Origin of the sequence: Prosthecobacter algae (genome assembly GCF_039542385.1) — a bacterium.
In the GTDB taxonomy this organism is placed as follows: Bacteria; Verrucomicrobiota; Verrucomicrobiia; order Verrucomicrobiales; family Verrucomicrobiaceae; genus Prosthecobacter; species Prosthecobacter algae.
Genome location: NZ_BAABIA010000005.1, coordinates 1 through 13521 on the forward strand (window position 1 = coordinate 1; position 13521 = coordinate 13521).

General features: G+C 58.4%; 14 protein-coding genes and 1 tRNA gene. 4 read left to right on the plus strand and 11 right to left on the minus strand.

Annotated features, from left to right (window positions below):
• Positions 1-174 precede the first annotated feature (174 nt).
• From ABEB25_RS12350 to ABEB25_RS12385, 8 genes are read right to left on the minus strand one after another with little or no spacing between them, the layout of a single operon-like run.
• Positions 175-363, minus strand: a complete 189-nt coding sequence (locus tag ABEB25_RS12350) for a hypothetical protein (RefSeq protein WP_345736720.1) — start codon at positions 361-363, stop codon at positions 175-177.
• Positions 364-398: 35 nt separating this feature from the next.
• Positions 399-806: a hypothetical protein gene (locus ABEB25_RS12355; protein WP_345736721.1), complete on the minus strand. Its 408-nt coding sequence runs from the start codon at positions 804-806 to the stop codon at positions 399-401.
• A gap of 17 nt (positions 807-823) precedes the next feature.
• Complete coding sequence (locus ABEB25_RS12360) at positions 824-1393, minus strand: hypothetical protein (RefSeq protein WP_345736722.1); 570 nt, start codon at positions 1391-1393, stop codon at positions 824-826.
• 4 nt (positions 1394-1397) lie between these two features.
• On the minus strand, positions 1398-4136 hold the full coding sequence (locus ABEB25_RS12365; RefSeq protein ID WP_345736723.1) for a beta strand repeat-containing protein: 2739 nt from the start codon (positions 4134-4136) through the stop codon (positions 1398-1400).
• Positions 4136-4852: a hypothetical protein gene (locus ABEB25_RS12370; RefSeq protein WP_345736724.1), complete on the minus strand. Its 717-nt coding sequence runs from the start codon at positions 4850-4852 to the stop codon at positions 4136-4138. Before ABEB25_RS12370 ends, ABEB25_RS12365 begins: the two co-directional genes overlap by 1 nt.
• A gap of 51 nt (positions 4853-4903) precedes the next feature.
• Positions 4904-5326, minus strand: a complete 423-nt coding sequence (locus tag ABEB25_RS12375; protein ID WP_345736725.1) for a hypothetical protein — start codon at positions 5324-5326, stop codon at positions 4904-4906.
• 39 nt (positions 5327-5365) lie between these two features.
• Positions 5366-6226 carry a BRO-N domain-containing protein gene (locus tag ABEB25_RS12380; RefSeq protein ID WP_345736726.1) on the minus strand — a complete coding sequence of 287 codons (861 nt, stop codon included), beginning with the start codon at positions 6224-6226 and terminating at the stop codon, positions 5366-5368.
• A 32-nt stretch (positions 6227-6258) separates the two neighbouring features.
• Entirely contained in the window at positions 6259-6495 is a 237-nt protein-coding gene (locus tag ABEB25_RS12385; protein ID WP_345736727.1) for a ribbon-helix-helix domain-containing protein, read from the minus strand.
• 43 nt (positions 6496-6538) lie between these two features.
• On the opposite strand from ABEB25_RS12385, the gene ABEB25_RS12390 reads away from it, so the two are divergent.
• Complete coding sequence (locus ABEB25_RS12390) at positions 6539-6904, plus strand: hypothetical protein (protein ID WP_345736728.1); 366 nt, start codon at positions 6539-6541, stop codon at positions 6902-6904.
• A 64-nt stretch (positions 6905-6968) separates the two neighbouring features.
• Here ABEB25_RS12390 and ABEB25_RS12395 read toward each other — a convergent pair whose 3' ends face one another.
• The 3 genes from ABEB25_RS12395 to ABEB25_RS12405 all read right to left on the minus strand — a co-directional run bounded on the left by ABEB25_RS12395 (position 6969) and on the right by ABEB25_RS12405 (position 9149).
• Positions 6969-7487: a DUF4339 domain-containing protein gene (locus ABEB25_RS12395; protein ID WP_345736729.1), complete on the minus strand. Its 519-nt coding sequence runs from the start codon at positions 7485-7487 to the stop codon at positions 6969-6971.
• Positions 7488-7670: 183 nt separating this feature from the next.
• Complete coding sequence (locus tag ABEB25_RS12400; protein WP_345736730.1) at positions 7671-8930, minus strand: tyrosine-type recombinase/integrase; 1260 nt, start codon at positions 8928-8930, stop codon at positions 7671-7673.
• Between the two features lie 129 nt (positions 8931-9059).
• Positions 9060-9149: transfer RNA gene (locus ABEB25_RS12405), tRNA-Ser, on the minus strand.
• A 302-nt stretch (positions 9150-9451) separates the two neighbouring features.
• Between ABEB25_RS12405 and leuA the strand changes: the two genes are divergently transcribed.
• From leuA to ABEB25_RS12420, 3 genes are all read left to right on the plus strand, one after another.
• Positions 9452-11116, plus strand: coding sequence for a 2-isopropylmalate synthase (gene leuA / locus ABEB25_RS12410; protein WP_345736731.1), 1665 nt, complete (start codon positions 9452-9454; stop codon positions 11114-11116).
• A 69-nt stretch (positions 11117-11185) separates the two neighbouring features.
• Positions 11186-11545 carry a hypothetical protein gene (locus ABEB25_RS12415; RefSeq protein ID WP_184204481.1) on the plus strand — a complete coding sequence of 120 codons (360 nt, stop codon included), beginning with the start codon at positions 11186-11188 and terminating at the stop codon, positions 11543-11545.
• 66 nt (positions 11546-11611) lie between these two features.
• Positions 11612-13129, plus strand: coding sequence for a N,N-dimethylformamidase beta subunit family domain-containing protein (locus ABEB25_RS12420; protein ID WP_345736732.1), 1518 nt, complete (start codon positions 11612-11614; stop codon positions 13127-13129).
• Positions 13130-13521: the final 392 nt, after the last annotated feature.

A 13521-nucleotide genomic window follows, 5' to 3' on the forward strand; every position in this document is an offset into this window, starting at 1 on the left:
ATGCGGCAACGCAGAACTCGGTCTTCAGGCATGCATTAAACAACGGCCTAGAGCGAGCACGTTCAAGGCGCAAATGCGGTTCGAAGGCTAAGTCGATAAAAAAGTGTGAAGATCACAAAAAAGCCCCGCCTTCTCACGAGGGCGGGGCTTTGATGAGGGACATCGACCGCTAGATCACGGTCGCACGTTGACGGGCTGTTTGGCGCTGGTGGCTTGAACGGGGGGCGGAACAGGCTTGGGCGCGATGGTGAAGAAGTAGCCGCCGCTACTGGTACCAGCAGAGTAGTCGAACTGTTTGGCGAGTTCGCAGGAGCTGAGGGCGGCGGCAAGGGCGAGGATGCTGAGGAGCTTGATTGCTTTCATGGCAACGGACGCGGGGTGTCAAATCACTAGGCAGATTACGGCAGCGTAGGTTTGCCAATCCGATCTTCGATCAGCTTCCGCGTAACGGACTTGTAATGATCCGTCTGTTCTTTGGTGAGGCCGATCAGGATGGCCATGTCTTCACGGGCAGCGGAGAGGGCGGCGTTCATCTTGTCTTCGCGCTCTTCCACATCCCGCTTATGAGCTGCCCATGTCTCGACGATCTCGCGCCTGTAATCAGCCACCTCGCTTTTGTGATCCTTCTGCTGCTGAAGGTAGAGCCTGCCGATGTAAACGAGAGCGATCAAGAGCAACACTTTCAAACTCAAATCCTCCCAGCCTTTGTAGTCGCCAGAGATGTCAGCCAGGAAGGTGCCCAGGCCCAAAGCTGAAGCGATGGCCAGCTTGATTTCAAACGCGAGATTATCGAATTGCTGTAGCATATTCTAACCAATGTTTGTTATTCGCCCTTGGCGGCGTCCCAGAGGGCTTTGTAGTGCAGGCCGTAGGAGACCATGATCTGTCGGAAGCGCAGCGTGGTGACAACGTGCAGCTGGTCACTCGCATCAGCGATACTCTGCGGAGTGGCATCTGTGATCAGGCCCAGGGCCTGGGCTTCACGAACTAGATTGAGCATCTGAGTGAACTGCGACCGATCCCGATCCTTGAGGCTGAGAACGAAGCCTTCAGGCTGGACGGTGTAGCCCACTGCAAGGGCATCAGCGGCTAGCTCACGCGCTGTCTTTAAACGCACTTCCCATTGCCTTTCCACACGATCCGCAAACCAAACCACTTTGGGTTCTGCCACTTCGTTGGAAGCCACTTCAGGAGCTGGTGTCTTGATCAAAGGAACCACTTGAGGCGGCTGCCAGACCGCCAGGAGCGGCACGCGTAGAACCTCCAGATCTGGCACGCCCTGCTCATCCACAGGCAGGGTGACGAGCGTGAAGGTATCCGTGCGGCCAAACTGCTTGTAGTCATCAGCTTGGCAGAAGGCGCAAAGGAGAAGGAAAAGAAGGAAGGATTTCATGATCTTAGTAGGCTAGTTCCACGATGTCGGCACGCATTACTGAGCGCCAGTTTTCGGAGGCGATGTTGGTCACCTTAACGTCCAAGGCATCGTTGGTGTCATCGGCCGTGATGGTGATGTCGGTCGCTGCATTGGATTCGTAATCGGTGCCCACGGTGGCCACATCCAGAAGCGTCGTCGTGCCGCTCACATTCTTAATGATGATATGCCTGGTATAACGATAAGCATCGCCGCCCGTGGACTTGCCCCCGATAACCATAATTTGGATCCCCATCACCTTACCAGCCGGGATAGTGAACCGGGAGGCCGAGCCGTTGAGAAAGAGCGTTGTAGGCGTGGCACCAGTCGTGTTGTTGCGAGCGACAAGAGCGCCCGCCTGGGCATCGCCAGTCGCACTGAAGATGCCCGCCGCCCATGCATCCATCCCAAATCGATCCGACAAAGCACCCGTGCCACCCGCACGGCCATGTTCCGCCGTGACTGAATTCGATTGGCCTCCCCCGATGAAACCAAATTGTGCGCTCACAGAATTACCGATGCCCGCAAACACACCCGCATAGTTTGAGGACGCGGTCGCCTGATAGCCGATGGCCTGGCTACCCGTGCCCCCGGTCGCTGAGGCCAGATACCCGCCCGCCATCCCATAGTTCCCTGTGGACCTGGAATATCGTCCCCAAGTGATGGAAGAAGTGCCGCTGGCAGTATCGGCTGCAGCGTTACGGAATGGCCCTTGCAGATCAATGGAGTAAGAACCCAACTTATTGCCCCCGGTCGCCGTACCATCCGACTCGCCGTAAAGCTTGAAGCCGCCCGTGCCTTTCGGAGTGAGGACTAGGTCCACATTCGTTGTCCCACTTGTCACCGTCAGCTCGGCTGCATTGATGGTATTGTTCGGCGATGCCGTATTGAGCGTTTCTGTGATGTTGGTTAGGCCCGATCCTCCTGAGGGTGCCGCCCACTTCATGCCCTTCGTCTCAGCGCTATCTGCCGTCAAGACGTGGGTATTGGTCCCCACGCCAAGGTCTACCCAGTTCGTCCCATCGCCCACGATCAGACGGCCTTTGGTAGGTGCGAGGCCTGCTACGTCTGCGAGCTGCGCATCGTAGGCCTGGACGTTGGTGCCGATGGCTAGGCCGAGGGCCGTCCGTGCAGCGCTCTCCGTAGTGGCCCCGGTGCCACCGCTGGCGATGTTCAGGGTGCCGCCCAGGGACAGCGTGCCGCTCGAGGTGATTGGTCCTCCCGTGAGCGTCATCCCGGTGCTACCACCACTACCCGATACGCTCGTCACAGAACCGACGCCCGTCGTGGTCCAGCTCGTCGTGCCGTCTGCATTGGTCGTCAGCACTTGGCCAAGGGTTCCAAAGCCGGAATACGGCTGAATCAGAAGCCGTCCGGGCTTGCGTGGCAGCATGATCTCCTCGCCATCGCCTGCAAACGGATCAGCGACAAGATGCTGCGAGTGATAGCTCACTTCTGGGGCATCTGGATAATCAGGATTGAAGAAGAACCTAATGCCCTGCGAGCCACCCCCGCTGGGAGCGTCTAACATGATGGGGATACCATATGCGTCATCGACCTGGTATCCAGACACGGCGGTGAGCCTCCCCTTGGCATCCACGGTAAAACCTGCAATCTCATGCGTGCCTGGCGAGACACCTGTGGAAGCCAGCGTGGTGGCCACCGATCCCGTGCCAGATCCCGTGACATCGCCTGTCAGTGCAGTGATGCCACTGCCGCCAGAAACGGTGCCCCATTTGATGCCTTTTGTCTGCGCACTGTCTGCGATCAGCGCTTGCCCATCGGTGCCCACGGCGAGGTCCACAAAGCTGGTGCCGTTTCCAACCAGCAGGCGACCTTTCGTCGGAGATAGTGCTGAGATGTCAGCCAGACTGTTCGCATAAGCCTGCACATTAGAACCAATCACCAGCCCCAGGGCGGCCCGGCCTCCGGCCTCCGTCGTTGCACCCGTGCCACCGTTGCTAATAGGCAGGGCACCCGTCACATCCCCGGTTAGGTCAATGATGGACCCTAGCACGGTCGTGTCCGGGTCGTAAGGCTGGACATCTACCCCTAGCTCCAAACCAAGCGCGGCGCGGGCATCGGTCGCATTTGCGCTCCCCGTTCCACCGTTGATGATCGGCAGCGTATCCGCTACCTCACTGGCCAGACTGATCGTATTGCCCAGGATGGTCGTATTAGCATTGTAAGCCTGCACATGAGTGCCGATCACCAACCCCGCCAGGGTCCGCAGACCTGAGTCATTCGCCGCCTCCAGCAGGCCGCGTCCATAGCTCGTCGTCGTCAGCGCTGCGATGTTCGTGAGATCCGAATCCAACGGCTGATAGCCCGCCACCGCTGCCGAGGTGGTGAGGTAGGAGGAAAGGTCACTGGTGAGAGCCACCGTCCCTGCGAGATCCCGCCAAGTGATTGTCCGGCCCGTGGTCAACGTCCCGGCGAAGGTCATCGTGCCACCCGTCAGCGTGCTCGCGAAATTCGTCAGCCCACCGCCACCTCCACTGCCAAACCCCAAGACGGTGCTTCCATCTTCAGCTTGGATAGTGGCCCCGGCTTTGATGATCAACGTGCCGCCGCTGGAGATCTCAATCGTTTTCCCGGTGGGCAGTTTAAAGCCTGCCGTCAGGTTTCCGGCAGATTTCGTTTTCACCACAGGCTCGGTGTTTTGAGCGGATGCCGAGCCATATAAGGCCAGGCCTAGCAGGATATTCAGGAGGGTCTTTTTCATCAGGCAATTTCTTTCCAGGTCTTGAGATTTTCAGCCGAGCGGTCGTCAGGGAGGATGGTTCCAGCAGGCACATCCTCGACGTCTTCATCATCAGGATCCGCGTATAACAAAAAGTGTCGTCGCACATCACGCTCGCCATCATGGATGATGACTTGAATCAGCGTGCGAGCTGACAGAGACACCGTAGGGATGCCATCCAGCTTCGTCGCACCGCCGCCCGTTAGGCCGATGATGTCAGCATAGTAAGGCACCGTGCGGGCCGGGTTTGGAACGGGATTCGGGATGTCGCCAGGCTCGATGTAAGCATTGACGATGAAGAGCGCGAAGGGATAGCTACGGCGCGGGACATCCTCGCCCGTGGGGGTCCACTCAATCTGCGCCATCACCTGCAGGCGATCCTTACCCTCGATCAAGGCCCGGAGGTCCACACCATCGACGAGGCAGGTAAACAGATAGCGGCTCGCTTCAGCGGATCCTGAGGCCACCCACGCGGCATCCATCACAAGCGGATCTTCCGTGTGCTTCTGAGGCTGCTTGATCACCAGCATGCCGGCCGTGGCCACATCCACCGCGAAAGGCACCTCGGCTTGCAGAAAGGCAACGCTCAAATTCAGCGCCGTCCCCAGCAAGGCCTCCAGTGCAGGCGCTGCATTGTCCACATTCGAAGCCTGCACTCGGCCGGTGGCGTGATTGATGAAAACGGGTTGAGCATCCACGCTCCCCCCGTCATGTCAAAGCGCCCGAGGGTTAACACGTGTTAACCCTCCCTAGTTCATCTCCCAGAAGCTCACACAGGCCCCAGCCTTGACCGTGATGGCACTGCCGGAAACTTCGCTGGCGAACCGGGCGATCACATCCCCATCCGCGCTAGGCTTCACCGTGCCTTTGATGATGGCCACATTACCGGCCGCTAAGCTGGTGGCACCTGCTCCCGCAGGCGTGTCATACCGGGCGCACACCGCCGCCAACACAGGCCGCCCTTCCTCCCGATGGTTCTTCGCCTTCACAAGCCATTCTTTGGCCGCCATGCAGTACCCGCCAAACTGCGCCCAAGCATGAGCCACACTGCCCGGCGGAATCTTACCCGGCCCCTTGCTCGGCTTATTCTTCGCCGCCACCACCGGGCCGCGCCCGCTCGGCTTCCGACGTTTGTTTGCCGCTCCCGCGACCGCTGCATTCATGTAGCTCATAATTCGGATGTGTGTTTTGTTGGTTAGGCACGTTTCCCATCACGCTCTCAGCGACAGTTCCGGATCTTCGCGCCGGATCTCACAGGCCGCGTTTCGGCTCCGCCGCCGCAGGTGCAGCACGTAGCCCCCAGGAAAGGTTCGCCCTTCAAAGCGACAGCACAGACGGCCAAACGCACTCCGCTCGCTGGGCAGGGACTGCCCGCTGGCCAGCATCCGGGGAAACAGGTTCAGGCTCTTCGCCAACTCGCGTAGCGTTTCCGCAGGCATCGGCTTTAGCCCATAGGCCCGGAATCCCTCTTCCAGCAGACGCTGAAACTCCGCTTCATCCAGATCCAGCACACTGGCCACCGGCTTGCAGCTCTGCAAAACATCCAGCAGCAGCAGCCGAGGAAACGCGAACAGCCGCCCCAGGCCGGGCCGTTCCACCGTCGAAGTCACCACCCCCATCGCCTTGCAGTAGCGGCGCGCCAGTTGCCCCAGCTCAATCTTTTTCTCCAGGCTCCAGCCCGCACAGTGATCCCGCACAAACGAAAGCAAAGTCACCGATTCCCCCTCGCCTCCACCATCCACCACAAAGCTCCCCGTCTGGCGAATGGCCGGCAAAACTTCCGATGTCACCCACTTGCGAAACACCTTCGCCTCAGGCTTGCGACTCTTGAAGATCAGCGCATACAGGCCGGATTCAGAGATGATGTTGAAAACCTTAGCCCCAGGACTGCCAGGCCGACCCTCGGGATTATCTAGGGTCGCTTTCTCATCTTCATCCAAAGCCTTAACCGCATCACTCGGATTCTGGATTTCCAAAGCTCGACAGACATCGACAGCCACAAACCAAGGCTCTTGCCCACGCATCATCACGCGGATCGGAGCACTGTTGAAGTCGAAGATTTCAAGGCTCATAAAATCGAAGGCTTATTGATTTTGATTGCCTATTAAGCAGCCATCTCAGGCTTAGTGAGCTGCATCAGGACAACCTTCCCGGTCTGCCTTCTTTCTGAGATGACGCGGATCATGCCCTGACGGAGCAAATCAGCGACAGACACCCCCGTTTCCTGCGAAAGAGCCTCTGCGGGCTCATTCAATTCAGGCGGAAGCGTCACAGTGGTTCTAGCGGCTTGTTTCTTCATGGCGTTATCAATGTTAACAATGATAACGCTGACGGCAAACACTTTTTGATGACAAAGTTAACTTTGTGATGAATCCATCAGAGCCATGAGTAAAAAAGACGCCCGCACATTAGGGCTGCGACTAGATGCCAATGACACATCTCGCGTAGCAAAATTTGAAAATGAAACCTCAATAGAGGGCGTCTCCCTCGCCCGAGCCGCTTTAAAGGCCGCCCTTGATTGCTACGAGGAAAACGGAGAGATAAGCGTCCCTCTGCGCTTCAGTATTGCACCGTCAAAGCAGCAAGCCCCAACCGTGAAACCGGGGCAGAATGCCAAACCTGTCGATTTCTCCAACATTACACCACTTCCGAAGCAGCATCTCGCCGCCGAAGACGAAGGGTCGGTGGAAGCCGATCAGTCGCAGCCGAAGAAGGTCAGCTATACCTCTGGCAAACGCAAGAAGGCCTAACGACGCCTAACCAATCATCCAACATCATCCCCTTCAAAAGCCCGTGGTAAAACCCACGGGCTTTTTATTGTGATGCCGCCAAAAGTCTCAGCGAAACAAACTGCAAGCCACCAATGATCAATGGTGCAAAGATCCAGACTCTCACGAGGTTCCAAATCCCGCTCGACGCCTGCCCTTTCGACATTTGCATCAAGCATAGCGCGGTGGCCACCATTGCCCACACACTCCACACGACATAGGCGAATAGGCCGATCAAAGGGACCAACCCTGTAAGGCAGATCACAGTGGTCACTACGTTAATGGCCAAGCCATAACCCTTTGCCAGCTCTGTATCCCGCTGGCGCATTGCCTCCTCAAAGGAAGCCTCGCGCCGCGCTGCAGCAGGTTTAGGCGTCATCTGCCGATGCAGCGCCTCCTCATGATCCAGCTCATCCACGAGCGGCAGCCAATCCGTCTCCCCTTGCCGACAGATCTGAGCCGTGGCCATCGCCTGGCCAGCCTCATACATCCGCTTGAGTTGTCCCATCGCATACGGCCCCTCGGCTGGGGATGCGCCATCTCTGGAAAGCCAATACACATTCATCTAAGAAACATCTCCTGCCAAACGTGCAGGATGCAAGTATGAAATTCGCCCTACCCGCAGGCCCGCTAAAGGTAGGGCGCATTGTCCCAATGCGCAGCCTTCCCCGGCCCGGTAGGGCGCATTGTCCCAATGCGCAGCCTTCCCCGGCCCGGTAGGGCGCATTGTCCCAATGCGCAGCCCGCCTTACAACCCAATCTGAAACCAGGCCTCGCCCTCCTCTTTGCGCAGCGGCCGCCGGTATGATTTACGGATCTCGCTTTCGCTATTCCCGCACCATTCTGCCACCTGGCTTCGGCTGTGCCCTTGAGCTAGCCGATACGAGATGTAGCTGTGCCTCAGGACATCCGCAGGCCACACCTCGATGATGCCCCGCCTCCTCGCCAGCTTGGAGAGGTACTCCCCGGCCATCGTGCCACAGATCACCTCATGCATGCGGCCGCGAGAAAAGGTTTTTGGCCGGGGATCGATGATCTTACCCCCGAGGATGGTCCTTACATTGTCCGGGATGGGCACAAACCGCTGCCTCATCACCTTATTGGCCACCTTGGCCGCCAGCTCCACATACCCACGGTCAAAGTCCCACATGCTCGGAGACATGCGCAGGATCTCTTTGGGGCGAGGGCCTAACCAACAGGCTGTCACGAAATAGTTCAGCAGTTTCGGCTCATCTTCCCGAACCGCCTGCAGCAGCGCCGTCGCTTGAGCCACCGTCAGGATCTCGGGGATGCCTTGCGCCACACGCTCACGCTCCAAAGTCTCGCCCGGATGCTTCTCGCCCTTAGGCCAGTAGTTCCAGGCCCGGCACTTATTCAGCAGCGTTCGCCAGCAGTCTAACCGATTGTTGTGTGTTCTCGGAGCCACCGCCTTCCCGTCTGTCATGCGACGGTTCACCCACGTTCCAAGGAATGCCTCCGAGACATCGCAAACGATCATCTGCCCATAGGTCTTATTGAAAAGGCCAATCTCCTTTTCCAGCGTCTCCACTGTCTCTTGATCCCGTTTCCCGTAGCTGTCGATCAGACGATCAAACGCAAACTTAACCGTGACCCTCTCCACGGTCGCCAGGCCCGAACTCTCATAATGGGCCACCGCCCGCTCAAAGAACTGCCATCCGCCAAACTTCCGCTCCGCCGCTTCCCATTGATCTAGCAGCGCGAAAGGCGACCTATCACCGCTCACTTTTTTAAGCCTCTCAAGCAGCACATGATCCGCCGTCGTCATGATGCGGCCGCCCTGGCCAGCGCTCAGCTCACGCACCTTCTTTTCTGCGAATTCCACAGCCTTCTCGCGCTTCGCCTTCGTTGTGGACCTCGTTTTGCCGGCCTCGCTCCAGCTCACCTTCCAGTACCCGTTCCCCCGCTCATAGATATGAGCCACCGCCGCCCCGAATTTGACCTCGATGACGCCCGGCCTGCTCTCAGTGATGCCTTTTTTCTTCTTCAATTTCTACACCACTTTACACCAAACTAAAGGCGCGAAAAGGCGTAAAAAGGCATCTTTTGGCAGAAATCCCCCAAACCCAAAAAAAAGCCCCGATGCCTGATTCTACAAGGCTCGAGGCGCGTTTGGGAATGGCGGAAGGGGTGGGATTCGAACCCACGGTGAACTTGCGCCCACGTCTGATTTCGAGTCAGGTACTTTAGACCACTCAGCCACCCTTCCGTGCTGCATGCAGCGACGTCATGTTAGGCAGAAGCGGAGGTTTGGCAAGATGTGCGTGGGAGATTTTCACTTTGGAAAAAAGTGCGTGCGTTTCTCCCGCCCTGTGCCTATGCTGGTTCTGTGACCTTTTCGGCCCAGACTCTGCTTTTGCTCTCCCTGCGACTTACGCTAGGGTAGGCGGCCCGTGTTTCCTCGCCATGCTTTGCCGTCACGTCACGGCATCCCCGCCCCCGGTCATTTCAGGAAATTTCTTTCCTGCAAAGCCTGCCAATCTTGTTAAAGCTGTCTAAATCTGTCCTGTCATGTTGAAGAATCCGTCCTCTAAATACCAGCCGTTTCGGCTGGTCTCTCTGCCGAATCGTCAGTGGCCCACGCGCCATCTCACCCAGGCGCCGCTGTGGTGCAGTGTGGACCTGCGCGATGGCAACCAGGCGCTGGCGGTGCCGATGAATGTTTCCCAAAAGCTGGAGATGTTCGATGCGCTGGTGAAGTGCGGGTTTAAGGAAATCGAGGTGGGTTTCCCCTCGGCCTCGAACACGGAGTTCAATTTTAACCGACGTCTGATCGAGGAAAATCGCATCCCAGAAGATGTCACCATCCAGTGCCTGGTGCAGGCGCGGGAGGACTTGATCGAAAAAACGGTGGAGTCCCTGCTGGGGGCGAAAAAGGTGGTGATCCACATGTACAACTCCACCTCGCCGGCGCAGCGGAAGTATGTGTTTGGCAAGACGAAGGAGGAGATCATCGCCATCGCCATCAAGGGCGCGCAGATGATCAAGGACCGTCTGCATCGCCTGGAGTCCACGGGCACGGAGGTGACGCTGCAGTATTCGCCGGAAAGCTTCAGCGCCACGGAGGTGGAATTCGCCAAAGAGATCAGCGAAGCCGTGATGGATGTATGGCAGCCGACGCCGCAGAAGAAGATGATCCTGAACTTGCCGGACACGGTGGAGGTGGCCATGCCGAATGTGTATGCCGACCAGATCGAGTGGATCTGCACGAACATCAAAAACCGCGAGAGTTTGATCATCAGCCTGCACACGCACAATGACCGTGGCACCGGCACCGCCGCGACGGAGCTGGGCCTGCTGGCGGGTGCGGATCGTGTGGAAGGCACGCTGTTTGGCAATGGCGAGCGCACGGGCAATCTGGACATCGTCCAGGTGGCGATGAATCTGTACATGCACGGCATCTCTCCGGGGCTGGATTTCAGCGACATGAATGGCCTGATCCGCATGTATGAGCACACCACGGGCATGACGGTGCCACCGCGCCAGCCATATGCCGGGGAGCTGGTCTTCACCGCTTTCAGCGGCAGTCACCAGGATGCCATCAAGAAAGGGCTGACAGGTTATGAGGAGCACAAAACCATCTGGGATGTGCCTTACCTGACGATTGATCCGAACGACATCGGCCGGGAGTATCATGAGGTCATCCGCGTGAATAGCCAGAGCGGCAAGGGCGGTGTGGCTTACCTGCTGGAGAGCGAATTTGGCATCGAGCTGCCGAAGGACATGCAGCGTGAGTTCGGCCCCATCGCCAACAACTTGGTGGATACCCTGGGCCGCGAAGTGAAGGCGGCGGAACTGCGCGCGATGTTCTGGAAGGAATACATCGAACGCGAGACACCTTTCTCCCTGCACCACTTCCATGCCGATGGCGTGGACGGTGTGTTTACCTGCCGCAGCAGCTTGGTGAAAAATGGGCAGGAGATCGGCATCACGGGCACGGGCAATGGCCCCATCGCGGCCTTTGTCCAGGCGCTGATCCAGGACGGGGGCGCGCAGCCATTTGAGGTGGTCTCCTACCGCGAACAGAGCCTGGAGGCAGGCTCCGAAGCCAACGCCATTTCCTACATCCAGATCAAGCTGAAGGACGGCAAAACCGTCTGGGGTGCGGGGGTGGATACGAACATCGAGCTGGCCTCCATCAAGGCCGTGATCAGCGCGGTGAATCGCGCTTCCTGAAAACCAAAAAGTGAACTTCCTGGCATCATGCGGCTTGATCTTAGGCCGCCTGTTGCCAGGGTAGCGGCCATGACTCAACCCCAACGCGAAGCCCTGTTCGACCTCCTTGCTCTCTCGATCTATGCCGATGCGCATATCTCGCTGGTGGAAGAAGACCTCATTCAGTCGGCCTTCGTCTCCAAAGGCTGGAAGTCTGAATACCCCAAGAGCCTTTTCATCGAAGAGTCCTTCGCCCGCGCCCGTGAAGTGGCGGAAAGCGACGACACCGTGATGGATTACCTCACGGAACGCTCCGCCGTCTTCACCACCAAGACCGCGCAGGCCGAGGTGCTGGGCATCGTCAAAAATCTGCTGGAGCGCGATGGCATGACGGCAGATGAAAACGAGTTTTTCAATCTACTGATCCAGGCGATGCCAAAGGCCAAGTAGTGATACTTCCGTGACGGCTGTGCAGGGGAGGGCAAAGAGTTTCCCAATCCCTGCCGTATGGCTGTCATGGACAGGCGCGACTTTCTCAAAACCAGCACGGCAGCCGCTCTCGGGGCACAGGTTTTTACCGCTCCAGCGGCGCATTCGGCCAGCCCCAGCGCCCGGCAGCCGGACCTCATCAAAACAGAAAATGCCAAACCGGGTGCGAGCTACCAGCTCACCCGCATGCGGCCAGATGGCGCGAAGTCTTTCCGCTCGTCCGTCATTGAGGGCTACTGCTCCCGCCAGTCCGCGAAGGCGGGGGAAACGCTGGAGATCTTCGTCAGCACCGCGCCCGTGGCCCGGTTCCAGATCGAGGTCTTCCGCATGGGTTATTATGATGGCGTGGGCGCCCGGCTCATGGCCACTCTGGGCCCCTTTGAGGGCAAGACCCAGCCCGTACCCGCCATGGCAGAGCAGCGCCTGCGCGAGTGTTCTTGGGAGGCCACCACCACGCTGACCATCCCCGCAGACTGGCCCAGCGGCGTGTATCTGGGCCGTTTGTCCACCCTGCCTGCACAGGCGGAGGAGCCCTACTGGCAGAGCTACGTCATCTTCATCGTCGCGGATGATCGCCCGGCCGACATCCTCTTTCAATGCAGCGACAATACCTGGCAAGCCTACAATCGCTGGCCAGAAAATGAGTCTCTCTATACCGATCCCCGCGCTGCCCACGCCCCCGGTGTCAGTGTGAGCTTTGACCGCCCATATGGGAAGTATGTGCAGATCCTGGATCACCCCTTGAGCATGGGCAGTGGCGAGTTTCTGCTGTGGGAGTACCCGCTGTGCTACTGGCTGGAAAAGGAGGGGTACGATGTCACCTACTGCTCCAACGTGGACAACCTGGACGCCGCTAACCTCAAGCGTTGCAAAACGATGATCAGCATCGGCCACGATGAATACTGGGACCTGCGCCAGTATGACTATGTGAAGCAGGCCATCGCAGACGGGCTGAACGTGCTGTGGCTTTCCGCCAACGACGTGTACATGGTCACCCCCTTCACGCCAAATGGCCAAGGGCAGCCGAATCGCCGACTAACCCGCGAGACCTGCTTTGGCGAATTTCGCGAAGAAGAAAAAGAGGCCTATTCCAAGGTGCTCGGCCCCTTTGAAAAGACCGGTCCAGATGAGCGCGACATCATCGGCGCACGCACCATCGTGCCCTTCAATGGCGGCGGCGACTGGACCTGCACGAAGCCTGACCACTGGCTCTTTGCAGGCACCGGCATGAAGCAGGGCGACAGCATCCCCGGCCTGGTGGGGTGGGAATTTCATGGCGAGCCCGATCTGCAACGCCCCAGCCTGGAGGTGGTGGCCGAGGGCAACGTCTGGGCCGGCGGCACGCGCCTGGGCAGGTACGCAGCAACGATCTTTGAAGGACCAAAGAAGAACTTCGTCTTCAATGCCAGCACCATCTTCTGGAGCCAAGGCCTCAGCACCCCACCCGGCCACATCATTCCCTGGAGCCATTTTTCCCGCCCGCACGGGCCGGATGAGCGCGTGCAGCGCATCACGCGGAATCTGCTGCAGCGCAGCTTGGCGTGAGGGCGGCGAAGGCGGAATCTGTGGAAAAAAGAGGCTTGGTAAAATGGGAGGCTGCTCTCGTCATCTTTCGCCTCACCTCCTTTTTTGTTATGCTCTGGGTCTATCGTCGTGAATGCATGCGAGCCGTAATGGGTGAGTTTCGGCCTAACGAGAAAGATGGAGGCCGACTTCGGTCACGCTGAAGAAGTAACGCATCGGATCACAGGTGGGGTCTGGGCGAGCTAAAGCTCGGGCTACTTTGGCTGCGCCTCGGTTGCGACTCTTTTTGTTAGGCGCGTCCATTTCCGATTGGGCAATGGGTGTGGCGCAGGCGACTTCAGAAGTCCCGAAGTGACGAGACAACAAAGCCCAGGGCCAGCCTGGGAACCAGGCGCAGCCCTGGGGAATAGGAC

Coding starts and splice junctions, on each gene's coding strand:
- ABEB25_RS12375 (WP_345736725.1), bottom strand. CDS start 5,326: ATGAGCTACATGAATGCAGCGGTCGCGGGAGCGGCAAACAAACGTCGG.
- ABEB25_RS12390 (WP_345736728.1), top strand. CDS start 6,539: ATGAGTAAAAAAGACGCCCGCACATTAGGGCTGCGACTAGATGCCAAT.
- ABEB25_RS12380 (WP_345736726.1), bottom strand. CDS start 6,226: ATGAGCCTTGAAATCTTCGACTTCAACAGTGCTCCGATCCGCGTGATG.
- ABEB25_RS12415 (WP_184204481.1), top strand. CDS start 11,186: ATGACTCAACCCCAACGCGAAGCCCTGTTCGACCTCCTTGCTCTCTCG.
- ABEB25_RS12365 (WP_345736723.1), bottom strand. CDS start 4,136: ATGAAAAAGACCCTCCTGAATATCCTGCTAGGCCTGGCCTTATATGGC.
- leuA (WP_345736731.1), top strand. CDS start 9,452: ATGTTGAAGAATCCGTCCTCTAAATACCAGCCGTTTCGGCTGGTCTCT.
- ABEB25_RS12395 (WP_345736729.1), bottom strand. CDS start 7,487: ATGAATGTGTATTGGCTTTCCAGAGATGGCGCATCCCCAGCCGAGGGG.
- ABEB25_RS12420 (WP_345736732.1), top strand. CDS start 11,612: ATGGACAGGCGCGACTTTCTCAAAACCAGCACGGCAGCCGCTCTCGGG.
- ABEB25_RS12360 (WP_345736722.1), bottom strand. CDS start 1,393: ATGAAATCCTTCCTTCTTTTCCTTCTCCTTTGCGCCTTCTGCCAAGCT.
- ABEB25_RS12350 (WP_345736720.1), bottom strand. CDS start 363: ATGAAAGCAATCAAGCTCCTCAGCATCCTCGCCCTTGCCGCCGCCCTC.
- ABEB25_RS12355 (WP_345736721.1), bottom strand. CDS start 806: ATGCTACAGCAATTCGATAATCTCGCGTTTGAAATCAAGCTGGCCATC.